At 60.4% G+C, this 15,562-nt stretch carries 12 protein-coding genes; 7 read left to right on the top strand and 5 right to left on the bottom strand.

Going from position 1 to position 15,562, the window contains the following annotated elements; all coding sequences use genetic code 11:
• Positions 1–4 precede the first annotated feature (4 nt).
• A complete protein-coding gene (locus AC2444_RS32400) occupies positions 5–637 on the bottom strand; it encodes a response regulator transcription factor (protein ID WP_128450062.1) in 633 nt (210 codons plus the stop codon).
• Entirely contained in the window at positions 634–2,529 is a 1,896-nt protein-coding gene (locus AC2444_RS32395; protein WP_128450061.1) for a sensor histidine kinase, read from the bottom strand. Before AC2444_RS32395 ends, AC2444_RS32400 begins: the two co-directional genes overlap by 4 nt.
• A 293-nt stretch (positions 2,530–2,822) precedes the next feature.
• On the opposite strand from AC2444_RS32395, the gene AC2444_RS32390 reads away from it, so the two are divergent.
• The 7 genes from AC2444_RS32390 to AC2444_RS32360 all read left to right on the top strand — a co-directional run bounded on the left by AC2444_RS32390 (position 2,823) and on the right by AC2444_RS32360 (position 12,555).
• Positions 2,823–4,493 carry an arylsulfatase gene (locus AC2444_RS32390; RefSeq protein ID WP_012763409.1) on the top strand — a complete coding sequence of 557 codons (1,671 nt, stop codon included), beginning with the start codon at positions 2,823–2,825 and terminating at the stop codon, positions 4,491–4,493.
• Between the two features lie 84 nt (positions 4,494–4,577).
• Positions 4,578–5,588 carry an HAD family hydrolase gene (locus AC2444_RS32385; RefSeq protein ID WP_128450060.1) on the top strand — a complete coding sequence of 337 codons (1,011 nt, stop codon included), beginning with the start codon at positions 4,578–4,580 and terminating at the stop codon, positions 5,586–5,588.
• 70 nt (positions 5,589–5,658) lie between these two features.
• Positions 5,659–7,935 carry a tetratricopeptide repeat protein gene (locus AC2444_RS32380; RefSeq protein WP_128450059.1) on the top strand — a complete coding sequence of 759 codons (2,277 nt, stop codon included), beginning with the start codon at positions 5,659–5,661 and terminating at the stop codon, positions 7,933–7,935.
• A 90-nt stretch (positions 7,936–8,025) separates the two neighbouring features.
• Positions 8,026–8,814 carry a DUF481 domain-containing protein gene (locus AC2444_RS32375; protein WP_003554199.1) on the top strand — a complete coding sequence of 263 codons (789 nt, stop codon included), beginning with the start codon at positions 8,026–8,028 and terminating at the stop codon, positions 8,812–8,814.
• Positions 8,815–9,038: 224 nt separating this feature from the next.
• Positions 9,039–9,854: a transporter gene (locus tag AC2444_RS32370; protein WP_128450058.1), complete on the top strand. Its 816-nt coding sequence runs from the start codon at positions 9,039–9,041 to the stop codon at positions 9,852–9,854.
• A gap of 552 nt (positions 9,855–10,406) precedes the next feature.
• The gene (locus AC2444_RS32365; RefSeq protein ID WP_128450057.1) at positions 10,407–11,819 is read left to right on the top strand and encodes a DUF1254 domain-containing protein; all 1,413 of its coding nucleotides are present in this window, start codon (positions 10,407–10,409) and stop codon (positions 11,817–11,819) included.
• A gap of 193 nt (positions 11,820–12,012) precedes the next feature.
• The gene (locus AC2444_RS32360) at positions 12,013–12,555 is read left to right on the top strand and encodes a hypothetical protein (RefSeq protein ID WP_128450056.1); all 543 of its coding nucleotides are present in this window, start codon (positions 12,013–12,015) and stop codon (positions 12,553–12,555) included.
• Between the two features lie 7 nt (positions 12,556–12,562).
• Here the strand turns inward: AC2444_RS32360 and AC2444_RS32355 are convergent, their stop codons facing one another.
• Genes AC2444_RS32355 through AC2444_RS32345 form a run of 3 tightly spaced genes read right to left on the bottom strand, consistent with a single transcriptional unit; the run spans position 12,563 to position 15,553 of the window.
• On the bottom strand, positions 12,563–14,050 hold the full coding sequence (locus AC2444_RS32355) for an HAL/PAL/TAL family ammonia-lyase (protein WP_128450055.1): 1,488 nt from the start codon (positions 14,048–14,050) through the stop codon (positions 12,563–12,565).
• Complete coding sequence (locus AC2444_RS32350; protein WP_003554209.1) at positions 14,047–14,823, bottom strand: ABC transporter ATP-binding protein; 777 nt, start codon at positions 14,821–14,823, stop codon at positions 14,047–14,049. Before AC2444_RS32350 ends, AC2444_RS32355 begins: the two co-directional genes overlap by 4 nt.
• A gap of 25 nt (positions 14,824–14,848) precedes the next feature.
• Positions 14,849–15,553, bottom strand: a complete 705-nt coding sequence (locus tag AC2444_RS32345; protein WP_003554211.1) for an ABC transporter permease — start codon at positions 15,551–15,553, stop codon at positions 14,849–14,851.
• Positions 15,554–15,562 lie beyond the last annotated feature (9 nt).

The following is a 15,562-nucleotide window of genomic DNA, read 5'->3' as shown; positions in this document are numbered from 1 at the left end:
TGGATCACCCCACCGGCGATGCCGTATCCTCCTCGATCAGACCGATATTCGCGGCGATCGACACGACCTCGGCCAGCGAGCGCACGCCGAGCTTTTCCATGACCTGATGGCGATGCACCTTCACCGTCCGCTCCGATATTCCGAGTGCATAAGCGATCTGCTTGTTGAGACGGCCGCGAATGAGGAAGCGGAACACTTCGGCCTCGCGCGGGCTAAGCCCCGCCACCAGCGCCCGCTGGCCCTGGAGACGGTCGTGTTCGGCCCGCTGTCTTTCATATTGCATAAGAGCGCGATCGATCGCCCCCATCAATGTCGCCGCGGTCGAACTTTTCTCCAAAAAATCCTTGGCGCCCGCCTTCATCGCCTCGACGCTTGCCTTGATGTCTCCTTCCCCCGTCAGGAACACGACCGGAAATAGCGGCGCCAGCTCGCACAGCCGGCGTTGGATCTGCAGGCCGGATTGGCCAGGCATCTGGAGGTCGAGAAGAACGCAGCCCGGCTCGCAAGCGGAAAGTCGGGAAAGAAACTGATCTCCGGATTCATAGGCTTCGACCCTAAGGCCGTTTGCGGAAAGCAGCCTTGCGGTCGCCGTCCGGTAGGATTTGTCGTCATCGACGATATGGACAACCGGTTTCATCTCGATTGCTCCTCCCGGTGGGCGAGAGGCAGGGCCACGCGAAAGACCGCGCCTCCCTCGGGGCGGTTGTCGGCACGGATGGTACCGCCATAGGTCTCGAGAATGGCGCGGGCTATGGACAGACCCAGCCCCGTCCCCGCCTGCTTGGTGGTATAGAACGGTTCGAATATGCGGATCAGCCTCTCTTCCGGAATGCCGTCTCCGGTGTCGGAGACCCGCAGCTCCGCCTTCTCGTTCGCCAGTCCCGTCGCGAAGGTAAGAGTTCTCCCGGCCGGAACGGCGTCCAGCATGGCGTCCATCGCGTTGGTCGCGAGATTGAGAATGACCTGCTGCACGTGAACCTTGTCGGCACGCACCGGCAGTTCACCGGGCGGCTGGGTTGAGGTCAGCGTAATTCCGCGCCGGTCCGCCTCGCCGTGAATGATGTGGATTGCGCTCGATGTGACATCGTTCAGATCGAACTCCTGCCAATCGATCTCGCTTCTCTTCTTGAGCAACCCTCTCATCCGGCTGATAATATCGCCTGCGCGTTGATCGTCCTCCTGGATGTCGAGAAGAATCTGCTGGATCAGCCCGTGATCCGGGTTTGCACTCCGCAGCAGCACCGAGGCAGCCTCAGCGTTGTTTCGGATGGCCGATAGCGGCTGGTTCAGTTCGTGAGCGATCGACGAGGATAGTGCGCCGGCCGTCGCGGACTGGTTGAGATGGACAGCTTCAAGCAGGTGAAGCTGCGAGCTGCGCTCGGCGTCGCGGCGGCGCCTCCTCTCGAGCAGAAGCACCGAGATGATGCTGGCCTGCGCCAGCACGAGGCCGCCCCCCGCCACCAACACGATCCAATGTTCCTCCCAGAGACTCCTCTCCTTGTGCATCTGGATCGTGCCCGGCGGCAGATCCTTTTCGGCGAGCCCCCAGCGCTTGAGTTGCCGGGCATCGGCGACATAGGTCTGTGGCGCTTCGAGATCGGATACCGGCTTGCCGGCAATCGCATCGATGACGAGGTCACCGACGGTCCGGCCGAGCGCTTCGAATGTGACGGTATTGCCGCCGACGACGCCATGATCGATGTAGGTCTGATAAGGGCCGTAGACAGGCGCGCTGGCCGTCGACGCGATCTGTCTGATCGCGTCGCGCGGAATGAAGTTGCGCCCTGCCCGATCCTTAAAGACCGTCAATGCCAGGATGATGCTGTCGGGCGGTACGCGGGAAGCACGTTCGACCAATTCGTCGATCGTCAGATCTTCCAGATAGGTCGTCGTATCATAGGATTTGGAGAACTGTTTCAAATCCGCGCGGGCCGTCGTCAGCCAGCTCCGGTCGAACTCGGAAGAGCCACCGACGACGTAGAGGTGGCGCGCATCGGGCTGCAGGCCGCGGGCCATCTCAGCCGTCTTCAGAATGTCGAAGGTCGAGAAGGCTCCGATAACGTCATCGGGCAAGTCGATCTTCTCGGCGGTGGCGGTGCCGAAACCGGCGGCGACGATTTTTGCGCCTGGAGCGATCGTGCCGCGGTTCGCGACGAAGAAGCTCGTCGATTCCCGGCCTAGGGCCACGACCACGTCCGGGCGGCGCGCCGCGTATTTCTCGCCCAGATAGCGCGCCATGCGCGCGACGTGGTCACCTTCCGGAAACCGCGAGAGATCCAGGAACTCGGAAAACAGGTCGATCTTGCCGTTTGTCGCCTCCAGCAAGCGGCTCCGCAGCGCCTCTCCGGCAGCGGTCGTCGCCGCGATCCTCTCATCATAGGGAAAGAGGACGAGGACGCGGGGAACCCGGTCGATGATGGCGATAGAGGTGTCGGAGGCCGCGGCCTGACGACTGGACACAGTCAGGGCGACGACCGCCAACAAAAAGGCAGCGCAGCATAATCGACCCGACCATTCGCCCAAGCCCATCCGCTTTCCCCCCAAAGCCGGGGGACAATAACAGCTTCCCGCTGCGTCGTCATCTGCGCATCACTACTGTCGATTGCCACACATGAAGATTCCCTAAAGTACAATATCGAGAGAAGGCAGCATTCGCTAGGGTTCAGCACGCCGGGGCAGAGATGCGGCCGGTTTCGCAACCCGCCGGAGACAGTTCCGGCAGGATCTTCGTTTTCAAAGCAGTCTAGTTGAAGCGACGCATGCAATCGCAGGCCTTTGCCGCGCGGCTTCGTCACTCAAGAACGTCAACGGAGGGATTTGAAATGAACAGCAGAATCCTTATCCGCTGCATCGGAGCACTGGCTTCATCCACCATTCTTTGGTGTGCGGCCTCGCCCCTGCAAGCGCAGGACTCCCAACGAAAACCCAACATCCTGTTCATCGTTTCGGATGATACCGGCTACGGTGATCTCGGCCCCTATGGCGGAGGTGAAGGTCGCGGGATGCCTACCCCGAACATCGACAAGCTTGCTGAAGACGGCATGACCTTCTTCTCCTTCTACGCCCAGCCGAGTTGCACGCCCGGCCGTGCGGCCATGCAGACGGGGCGAATTCCAAACCGCAGCGGCATGACGACTGTCGCCTTTCAAGGTCAGGGCGGTGGCTTGCCCGCGGCCGAATGGACACTTGCATCGGTGCTGAAACGTGGCGGCTATCACACCTATTTCACCGGCAAATGGCATCTCGGCGAAGCGGACTACGCCCTACCGACTGCGCAGGGTTATGATGAGATGCGGTACGCCGGCCTCTACCATTTGAATGCCTATACGTATGCCGATCCCACCTGGTTCCCGGACATGGATCCGAAGCTGCGGGAGATGTTCCAGAAGGTGACCAAGGGGGCTTTGTCCGCCAAGGCAGGAGGACCAGTGACCGAAGAATTCAAGGTCAATGGCCAATACGTCGACACACCCATGATCGACGGTAAGGAGGGCGTTGTCGGCATTCCGTTCTTCGACGGCTACGTCGAGAAAGCGGCACTGGGCTTTCTGGACGAGGCTGCCAAAGCACCGGACGAACCCTTCTTCATCAACGTGAACTTCATGAAGGTCCACCAGCCGAACATGCCGGCCCCGGAGTTCGAGCACAAGTCCATGTCGAAGTCGAAGTATGCGGACTCGATCGTGGAACTCGACACCCGCATTGGCCGAATCATGGACAAATTGCGGGAAACCGGCATGGACCGCAACACGCTGGTTTTCTACACCACCGACAATGGGGCATGGCAGGACGTCTATCCGGACGCCGGATACACCCCGTTCCGCGGAACCAAAGGCACCTTGCGAGAGGGCGGCAACCGTGTTCCTGCGATTGCGGTCTGGCCGGGAAAGATCAAACCCCGCACCAAGAACCACGACATCGTCGGTGGTCTCGATCTGATGGCGACATTCGCCGCCGTCGGCGCGGTTCCGCTACCCGACAAGGATCGCGAAGACAAACCGATCATATTCGATAGCTACGACATGTCGCCGATCTTGCTCGGCACCGGTAAATCGGAACGCAAGTCGTGGTTTTACTTTACTGAAAACGAGCTCTCGCCCGGTGCGATACGCGTCAACAACTACAAGTTCGCCTTTAATATCCGCGGGGATAACGGAGCCTCGACGGGCGGACTGGCGGTCGACACCAACCTCGGCTGGAAGGGTGAGGAGAAGTATGTCGCTACGGTGCCCCAAGTGTTCGATCTGTGGCAGGACCCGCAGGAACGCTACGACATTTTCATGAACAACTTCACCGAGCGGACCTGGATGGGCGTCGTCATGGGCGAAGAATTGAAGAAGATCATGGCCACCTACGTGGAGTACCCACCTCGCAAACCCCAGAGCCTGACCTACAATGGTCCCATCACGCTATCGGACTACAGTCGTTTTCAGTGGATCCGAGAATCGTTGGCAAAGGAAGGCGTGAGCATTCCTATGCCGACCGGAAACTAAGTCTTTGGCAGCCCCGGAGCGATCCGGGGCTGCCGTATAGTTCCGAGTTTTAGATTGCTGCAAGCTAGTCGTGGAGGATTTGCGATGATTTCGGCACGTAATTTCCGGTATTTTTCCCGCGGCGTCGCGCTCGCCGCCGCAGCATGCCTTTTTACCGCGGCCTCGGTAGTCGCTCAAGCGGACGCACTGCCATCGTGGAATGACACGGCATCGAAGCAATCGATCATCTCCTTTGTCGAGAAGGTGACAAAACCAGGGTCAGTCGACTTCGTCCCGGAACTGGAGCGTGTCGCCGTGTTCGATAATGACGGCACCCTGTGGGTCGAACATCCGATCTATACGCAGCTTGCGTTCGCCCTCGACCGAGTGAAGGTGCTTGCTCCGCAGCATCCGGAATGGAAGGAAACGCAACCGTTCAAGGCGGTGCTCGAAGGCGATATGAAGGCGCTGGCGGCATCCGGCGAAAAGGGTCTCGTCGAGCTCATCATGACCACGCATGCGGGAATGACCACCAGTGAATTCCAGAAGGTCGTCACTGATTGGCTCGCTTCGGCCCGCGACCCTAAATTCAAGCGGCCATACACCGAACTCGTCTACCAGCCGATGATCGAGGTTCTCGCCTATCTCCGCGCCAACGGCTTCAAGACCTTCATCGTTTCGGGCGGCGGCATCGAACTCATGCGGCCCTGGACGGAAGAGGTATACGGCATCCCACCAGAGCAGGTTATTGGCTCGTCGATCAAGACCGAGTTCAGGATGCAGGACGACACGCCGACCCTGTTTCGGCTTCCCGAAGTCAATTTCATCGACGACAAGGCCGGCAAACCGGTCGGGATCAACCAGCATATAGGCCGGCGGCCGATTGCCGCCTTCGGCAATTCCGACGGAGACCTCCAAATGCTGCAATGGACGACCATGGCAGGTGGACCCGCCAGGCTCGGCGTGCTGATCCATCATACCGACGCGGAGCGTGAATACGCCTACGACCGCGATACCGAAGTCGGCCGTCTCGACAAGGCGCTCGATGCCGCCTCAATCGCCGGCTGGACCGTCGTCGACATGAAGGCCGACTGGAAGCAGGTCTTCAAGGACTAGGACCGCGCCCTCACGCCAGAGAGTTCAACCTGCGGCGGGACCTTGCAAAACGTCATATGGGAGTGATTGAGTGGCAGCGTCTGTTCGATCAGCAGCGGTGAGAGGAACACACCTCCTGTTCTTCCTGTTGCTCGCCTTTGCCGGGCGCAGCCTTGCGAGTGACGACATTTCGATACCCGCCGCCGATCCGCAGATATCGATCCACGAAGGTTTCGTGGACGAAAGGACGTGCGCATCCTGCCACGCCGATCAGGCGGCGGCTTTTTCGAAATCCCACCATGCAAAGGCCATGGCACTGGCCGACAACGGAACTGTGCGTGGCGATTTCGACAATAGCAGGTTCGAACATGACGGCGTCGTCACGACCTTCACCCGCCGCGCCGGCCGCTTCTTCGTCAACACCCAGGGAGCGGATGGCGGCCAGGCCGAGTTCGAAGTCAAGTATACCTTCGCCTACGAACCTCTGCAGCAGTACCTCGTCGACATCGGAGGCGGACGGCTGCAGGCTCTCGATATCGCCTGGGATACGGTCAGACGGCAGTGGTTCTGGCTCGGAAACGGCACCCCGGCCAAACCCGGATCGACCTATCATTGGACAGGTCCATTCTACCGCTGGAACCGCACCTGCATCGATTGTCATTCGACCGATCCTAAGGCGAAGTTTCAACCGCAGACGAACGAATACAAGTCGACCTACGTCGCCACCAGCATCGGCTGTCAATCCTGTCACGGCCCGGGCGCAAAACACGTGGCTTTGGCGCGATCGGGCAACGCATCATCCTCGGTCAAGCCGGATACAGGTCTGCCGAAAGTCGATGCGGGCATCTGTTTCGCCTGCCATGCCAGGCGCACCAAGCTGCTGGACGGTTATCAACCGGGAAAGCCCTTTCTCGATTATTTCTCACCCGCCCTGCTTCGGCAGGATCTTTATTTCCCGGACGGACAGATACTCGACGAGGTCTTCGAATATGGCTCGTTTCAGCAAAGCAAGATGGCCAGGGCGGGCGTGACCTGTCTCGACTGTCATCGGCCGCACGAGGCCGGGCTCAAGGCCGAGGGCAATGCACTGTGCACGCAATGCCACACAGAGACGAAGCCGGACCGCTTCGTCAACCAGGATCCGAGCGGGCGGTTCGACACTCCCGCGCACACCCACCATCAGGCCGGTTCGACTGGAGCACAATGCGCCAACTGCCACATGCCCGAACGCACCTACATGAAGGTCGACCCGCGCCGCGACCACTCTTTCGTCATCCCACGGCCCGACCTGTCGGCAACGCTTGGAACGCCGGATGCATGCACGACCTGCCATGTCGGCGAAACCGATGATTGGGCAGCCGAGACAATGGACAAATGGTACGGGACGCAGTGGCGCAAACGCGCGTCGATCGCCCATGCCTTCGCCGGAGCCGCCAACGGTGATCAAGCCCCGGCGGAGGCTCTGCGCGCCCTTGTCAGTGACCAAAACCAAGCAGGAATTGTCAGGGGCAGCGCCATCGCCGCAATGAGCCGAACTGGCGGCGTCGACGTCACCGCCGACATTCGAACAGCCGCAACCGATGCAGATCCGCTCGTCAGGCTCGGTGCTGCGGAAGCGGCAGGCAACATTCCGCCGGAGCAGAGGCTGGATGCGATCGGCAAGCTGCTCGGCGATGAAACGCGCGCGGTGCGCGTTGCTGCCGCCAATGCGCTCGCCGGCACTCCTCCGCACCTCTTTGCCAATCAGCAAGAAAATTTCGAAGCCGCTGTCGCGGACCTGCGTGGCTATGTCGAGGCGAATGCCGACGTCGCGGAAACACAAAGCAATTATGGCTTCTTCCTGTTCGCCCGCCAGCGTACGGCCGAGGCAGAAGCCGCCTTCCGGCGAGCGATTTCGCTAGACCCAACGCTGGAGGCAACGCGCATCAATCTCGCCGAGTTCTACCGCGCCACGGGTCAGAACGACAGGTCGGAACAAACTTATGCCGAAGCGATCGCCATGGCGCCGGCACGCGCGGATTTGCGCTACGGACATGCGCTGTCCCTGGTACGCAGGCAGGCATTGACCGAGGCGATCACGGAACTCGAAGAAGCGGTGCGGCTCGATCCGCAAAACCCCCGCTACAAGACCACCTTTGCCGTCGCTCTCGATTCCGCTGGCCGGACAGAAGAGGCGCTGGGCAGGCTCGATGGTTGGGCGGCAGGCGGAGACGCCGACATCATCGGCCTGGCACTCCAATACAGTCTCAAGCTTCGACACTTGCCGGAGGCGCTGAAACACGCGGAAGCTCTGGCGCGACTGAGACCTCAGGACCCGCAGATTTCAAGCCTCATCGGGCAGCTGAAGCAGGCGATCAACGGAAAATAGGTATTTTAGCTTGTCCAAATCTACTTCTCGCTGCACAGTGCCGACTGGGGACAGCAGTGCCGAGGCGACAAACGAGATCGGGGGATTCTCATGAAGGCCATATACTTGCGTGCCATTCTGTTACTGGCAGGCATTTCTGCAGCGTCGGGCGGCAACGCCGCCGATATCACGCCGCTCACGCCGGAAGCAAAAACAGTCGAGAGCCAGAGCGGCTGGGAATTCACCTTCGCTCCATATTTCTGGGCTGCCGGCTTATCCGGTGATATTGGGCAGTTCGGGCTTCCGGAAGTTCATGTCGACGCGGACTTCGGCGATATCCTCCAGAACCTCGACTTCGCTTTCATGGCGGCAGGCGAAGCAAGATACGATCGCTTCAGCATCGTCGGTGACGTGATCTACACCAAGCTCGGTGCCGACGCCGACACACCTGCCGGCATCCTTGCCGAGAGCGTCGATGTGACGTCGAAGACCTTCGCGGGATTTCTTGGCGTCGGTTACGCCGTGCTCGAAGACCAAAATGGCCATCTCGACGTGGTCGGCGGCATGAAGGTCTGGTCGGCCAAAACCGAGATTTCCTTCAATGGCGGCATTCTGGCCGGAGTGGATGTCGAAGACAGCGCCACATGGGTTGATGCCGTCGCCGGCGTCAGAGGAAACTACTTCTTCACGCCGGAAATCTATCTGACCGGTTGGGGTCTGGTGGGCGCCGGCGGCGCCGATCTCGACTGGGACGTGGCGTTGGGCCTCGGCTACAAGTTCAACGACAGCATCTCGGCGGTCGCCGGATATCGCGCACTCGGCGTCAATTACGACAATGACGGGTTCGTCTTCGACGTCGTCCAGCAGGGGCCGATCTTCGGGGTCGCCATTCGGTTCTAACGCCCGGACTGGCGAACTTCGTGCTGTTGGCGATTATCCTTCCGATATGCTCGCCATTAAAGACCTGACTTCTCCAGGAGCCGGAACAACGACGTCCCCCAGGAGGCAGAGAGCCGCCGTGAAAAGAACAGCGGCTCACAGTTCGGTATCCAGCAAGGCTCGATCCTGGGGATATCGTTTCACTTCGCAGAACGCCTGCCTCGCGGGCTGAATTCAATCGGATCATGGAGGCATTGATGACGAACGTCGCTTCTCGGATGGCACTGGTTGTCGCGGCACTCAGTCTCTGGGCAGGTACGGCAAGCGCTCAGTCGAGCGAAGAGCTTGCGAAGAAGTTGTCGAATCCAATCGCCTCGCTGATCAGCGTGCCGTTCCAGTTCAACTACGACCACGGCTATGGTCCCGAAGACGGCGACAAGGCAACGATGAACATCCAGCCTGTCATTCCGTTTTCTCTGAACGAGGACTGGAATCTCATTTCGAGGACCATCCTGCCGGTCACATGGCAGAACGACATCGCCGGACCCTCCGGCACGCAATTCGGCCTCGGCGACACGTTGCAAAGCTTCTTTCTCTCTCCTTCAAAGCCGACCGAGAGTGGCGTGGTCTGGGGTGCAGGACCCGTGTTCCTTCTTCCGACGGGCACGGATGAGCTTCTCGGAAGCGGTAAGTGGGGAGCGGGTCCGACCGCGGTCGTCCTCAAGCAGGACGGTCCCTGGACCTACGGCATGCTCGGCAACCATATCTGGTCATTTGCCGGTCAGAGTGATCGTCGGGACGTGAGTTCGACGTTCATGCAACCGTTCATCTCCTACACCACCAAGGACGCCTGGACTTTCTCGCTGAATACCGAGTCCACCTATAACTGGGAAGCAAACGACTGGTCGGTGCCGATCAACTTCGCAGTCGCCAAGCTGATCACCATCGACAAACAGCCAATCAGCCTGACGGCGGGCATACGATATTGGGCGGCTGCTCCAGACAATGGCCCGGAAGGACTGGGCTTCCGCGTCGCGGTCACGTTCCTCTTTCCTAGGTGAATCCGCAGCTGACGACGCGCTCCGCCCAAACGTCTTGGAGCTCGGGTCTACCAATCTTCGTGAAATATGGGCTTGCCTGGCGTCCATCGAAATTTGCTCTAGGATCAGGACCTATCAATCTGGCATCAACTGCCAACAGCCATTGTTTGCGGGATAGGCGACGAACGGCAACTTTCCGCCATTGTGAGATTTAGACCAAAGTCTCAAAGCCGCCATAAGCTGCCGTTTGCCAATGATGCTGCGAAGGCTCGACCCCGCCCTAAGCTACGGCCGCTATTTAAGGCGGACACTCGCTCCTTATGTGATGTAATTTATAATAATCTAATGTACAGTAGCGTACCTATCTCGGGCTGTGGTTTAGAGAATTCAACACGTATTGCCAGCCCTCCGGCGACGAACGTCGCCCCGCAACTGACACGCTAGTGCATGGTTTCTTAAATCGGAATCGATTTAAGAACAAAAATTATACAGAAATTCAAAGCGTTAAAGCCATATTTGCGCGTCTGAAAAGATGTGCGCAGTTGTAGGCTATTTCAACCGATGGAGGATGTCATGCAGCTGACCAGACGCGACTTCACGAGGGCTTCATTGTTAGCGGCAGGTCTTTTGGGACTTCGCTCCACTGGTGCCGCAGCCGACGATGTAACGGCAGAGGAGGCTCGCGCAATCGCCAAGGAGGCTTATATCTACGGCTTCCCAGCGGTGGACAGCTACCGGATCCAATACGCCTATTTCGTCGACGACAAGAACCCGGAATACAAGGCTCCGTGGAACCACCTCAAGAACATCCCCCGCGTCTACACGCCCGCAGATACGGCAATCCAGACGCCCAATTCCGACACGCCCTATTCCATGATTGGCCTGGACCTGCGCGCTGAACCGATGGTCCTTACTGTGCCAGTGATCGAGAAGGACCGGTATTTCAGCATTCAGCTCATCGACGCTTATACGTTTAACTTCGACTATGCCGGCAGCCGCACGACCGGCAACGACGGCGGCAGCTTCCTGGTCGCGGGCCCAGAGTGGAAAGGCGAGATGCCTGCGGGCATCAAGAATGTGTTTCGCGCGGAGACCCATCTCGTTATTGGGGCTTATCGCACGCAGTTGTTCAACACCGACGACTTGGACAATGTGAAAAAGATCCAGGATGGCTACAAGGCTGAGCCGCTTTCGTCGTTTCTCGGCAAGCCCGCACCTGCGGCCGCTCCCGCAATCGACTTTATCAAGCCGGTTTCGCCGGACGACGAGCGCAAGTCGCTCGAGTTTTTCAACATCCTGAATTTCGTCCTGCGGTTCTGCTCGCTCAATCCATCCGAGACCGAGTTGATGGCGCGTTTTGCCAAGATCGGGATCGGTGCAGGCAAGACAATAGACGTTGCTGCGCTCTCGCCCGGGATGAAGACCGCCATGGAACAAGGTATGGCCGATGCTTGGGCTGATCTTGAGGGCTTGAAGAAGCAGATCGACGCCGGCACGGTGACCTCGGGCGATATGTTCGGCACGCGCGAATACCTCAAGAACAACTATCTGTATCGCATGGCGGCGGCCGTTCTCGGAATTTACGGAAATTCAAAGCAGGAGGCGATGTACCCGGTCTACGCCATTGACACTGAGGGGCAGAAGCTCGACGGCGCCAACCGCTACGCCGTCCACTTCGCAGCCGACGAGATGCCGCCGGTTCACGCCTTCTGGTCGCTGACGATGTATGATCTCCCGGCGAGCCTGCTGGTCGCCAATCCGATCAACCGATACCTGCTCAACAAGCCGATGCTGCCGCAATTCGTGAAGGATTCCGATGGCGGCTACACCTTCTATGTGCAGAATGGGTCGCCGGGCAAGGACAAGGAGCCGAATTGGCTGCCAGCGCCCAAAGGCCCCTTCTTCGTCGCGATGCGCCTCTACTGGCCAAAAGACGAGGCGCTCGACGGCACGTGGAAACATCCGCCCATGGCCAAGACATCATAGCCAGTCGGTTCAGTTCGCCGCGGCGTTCAGCCGAATCCTATCCGAACTCACAGCCAGACGCGGCAAGCGGGAACAGCAGTTCAAACTGCTACAATGTGCTTGCGTGTCTGAAAAGACGCGCGGCGCTTAGTAGCAAAAGCTCAACCTTCTTTTGCTATCGCTGGAGCCGATTGCGTTGGAGAAGATTTCGGCGATGAAAATTCCGACAGTGATGGTTCTGATGGCGGCCCTGTTGCAGCCGGTCTCTGCCTTCGGCGAGACCGAATGGATGGGCGGCGCCAGACAATGGTCGGTCGGCTTTTCCAACGAGAGCCCGCATCCCTATTGCCGCCTGCTGTGGGACAGCGAGATCGGCAAGACCATGGAATTCCGCCAGAGCGCGACCGAGACCTTCTGGCTGGTCGCAAAGTCCACATGGGACATTCCGGCCGGCACCAAGACCGAGGTGACGCTGACCGATCGTACGGTAACGAAAGTAATCGCTGCCGACTTCTTCGACAAGAACACGCTTCGCCTCTGGGGTCCGGCCAGCAAGGGGAGCGCCGGGCTGAAGAAGATCATCAAGAATTCCTTTGCCGGAATGCCTGACGTGCAGATCACATTCGCCGGCGACGAAGGCGACTGGATGCTGCCGCTCTCGCGGGTGGAGCAGCTTTACCCGACTTATCTCCAGTGCCTCAAGCGTCTCGAGGCCGGCGAAAAGCCAAAGAAGAATTCCGAAACTCAGCCGTTCTGACAGCCGACTATAGCGGCGGCGCAGTCTCGCGGATCAGGCTGCGGACAGCCTCGATATCGCCGTTGAGTGGCCGTTCGTCACCATAATGGGAAACACGTTCCCGCACGGCTTGGTAGACGAGATCCGTGCCTGCGGCTCGCGGCGCCGTCGTCGCCAGGAAATCATGCGCCTGGGCGGCCGCCATCAGCTCGATCGCCAGGATATATTCGGCGTTGTCGATGACCGCGAGCAGCTTGCCGGCGGCAGCTGTCGGATGCGCGAGAAAATCTTCCTGCAGGCCGGAGGTCAGCCCGCCGTCCATGGCCGCCGGTGCGGCAAGGCGGCGGTTCTCGTTGCTGAGTGCGGCGGCGGTATACTGAGCAATCATGAAGCCGGAATGGCTGCCGGCATCGCTCGCCAAAAAGGGCGGCAGGCCGCTCACCAGCGGATTGACCAGCCGGTCCATGCGCCGCTCGCTGATCGCGCCGATCTGTGCGAGCGCAATCGCCAGGCTATCGGCCGCCTGCCCGAGCGCCGGGGCAACCGCATGGGCCTCGGAGGAGACGATCGGCTGTTCCGGCGTGCCCGAGACAGCCGGATTGTCCGTCACCGAAGCAAGTTCCTGATCGACGACGCGGGCGGAATTGTCGAAGACATCGCGGGCTACGCCATGGGCATGCGGCACCGAACGAAGGCTGAGCGCATCCTGCGTGCGCCGGCCGAAGGCGGCGGCGACAAGACCGCTGCCCTGAAGCCGCGCGCGCAGGCTCGCTCCTACGTTCTCTATTCCCGCCGATGGGCGCAGCGCCAGTACGACTTCGTCGAAGGCGCCGATCTGGCAGCCCGCTGCTTCCAGCGTCAGTGCTGCGATCGCATCGGCCCAGTCGAGCAGCCGTTCGGCGCGCGATAGCGCGACAGTGGTCAGGCCGGTGGCGCAGGCCGTGCCGTTGACAAGGCTCAAGCCCTCCTTGGCCCCAAGCACCAAGGGCTCGAGGCCGATCGCGGCAAGCGTCTCTCGGCCGCTCATGCGCCGACCATCCAACTGAGCGCTGCCTTCGCCGATCAGAACAAGGGCAATATGGGCATTGTGGACGAGATAACCGGCAGAGCCCTTCGACGGCACATCCGGAATGCAATCATGTTCTAGCAGTGCCGCAAGATGCTCGACGATCTCGCGCCGCACCCCGGAATGGCCATGTGCGAAATTGGCGATCCCAGCGGCGATGATGGCGCGCACCTCGCGGGCGGCAAGCAACGGCCCAACGCCGCAGGCATGGCTGAGCACGATGCTGCGCGACAACAGGCTCTGCGAGGCGCGATCAACCACCGTATCGGCCAGCGCCCCGACGCCGGTGTTGATGCCATAGGCGCGCGCACCGGTCTCGACGATGCGCGCAACGATGCGGCTTGCCTGCTCGACACGTGCAAAGGCGGCGGGCGACAGCGCAAGCTCTTCCCCGGCCGCAACGCGCGCGACTTCGCGCCAGGTGAGCCCTGCATCGATGGTGACCGTCATTGACCGCTTCCGAAATGGCCAATGAACTGGCGGAAGGCGGGGGTCGCGCCGCCGGTGAACATTTCCTCCGGCTTGCCGCTGCTTTCGATCAAGCCCTCGCGCATGAAGACGACGCGGTTCGAGACGTTGCGGGCAAAGCTCATCTCATGGGTGACGACGAGCATGGTCATGCCTTCCTCGGCAAGCGAGCGCATGACGCGCAGCACCTCGCCGACGAGCTCCGGATCGAGCGCCGAAGTCGGCTCGTCGAAGAGCATCACCTTCGGCTTCATTGCCAGCGCCCGGGCAATCGCCGCACGCTGCTGCTGGCCGCCGGAGAGGTGGGCGGGATAGGCGTGGCGCTTGTCGGCGATACCGACCTTTTCGAGCAGCGCTTCGGCCTCGGCGATGCAGTCGGCCCGCGGCCGCTTCAGCACATGGATGGGGCCCTCGATGACGTTCTGCAGGATCGTCATGTGGGACCAGAGATTGAAGGACTGGAACACCATGCCGAGTTCAGAGCGGATATGGTCCACCTGCTTCTGGCTGGCCGGCTTGCTCCGGCCGTTCTTGTGCACCATGCGGATCTCCTCGCCGTCGACCCAGATTTCGCCGTCGCTTGCGGTTTCGAGCATGTTGATGCAGCGCAGAAAGGTCGACTTGCCGGAACCGGAGGCGCCGAGCAGCGAAATCACATCGCCGTCTTCAGCATCGAGGGAAATGCCGCGCAGCACCTCGTGCGTACCGAAGCTCTTGCGGATATTGCGGACCGATAGTCGGGTTACGCCTGGCATGGGTGCTCCAATCGGGTCAAAATGCTTACGCCTTCAGCGCCTGCGGGGCCGCGCGGCGATGTCGCGAGAGCGAATATTCGAGCAGAGCCATGCCCTGCAGGATGATGAAGTTGAGGACGAGATAGATGATCGCCGCACAGAGAAAGACTTCCATCGTGCGGTAGGTCTGCGAGATCAGCCGCTGGGCGACGCCGGTGACCTCCCAGACGGTGACGAGGCTTGCGAGCGCCGTCGACTTCATCATCAGCACGATCTCGGTGGAATAGGCCGGCAACGCGTGGCGAAAAGCGATCGGCGCCAGGATACGGCGGACCAGCAGGAAGCCGGACATGCCGATCGAGCGCGCCGCTTCGATCTCTTTCGGCGAGACGGCGCGAATGCCGCCGCGGAATATCTCCGCCGTGTAGCCGGCGGTGCAGAGCGCCAGCGACAGCACGGCGCAGACCATCGGCTCGCGCAGGAACGGCCAGAGGAAGGAATAACGGATGAAGCCGAACTGGCCGAGGCCGTAGAATACCAGGAACATCTGGATCAGCAGCGGCGAGCCGCGGAAGATGAAGATGTAACCCTTGGCGAAGCTTGACAGCACCGGGTTGCCGCTGGTCCGCATCCAGACGATGACGAGCGCCAGCAGGCCACCGGTTAGGATCGACAGCGAAAACAGGATGAGCGTCGTCGGTACGGCCTTGAGCAGGGTGACCAAGGTCGAGGCGATGAAGGTGAAATCCATTGTCGCCTC

This window comes from Rhizobium sp. WSM1328, assembly GCF_057653715.1.
This window is presented reverse-complemented; position numbering and strand designations above follow the sequence as displayed.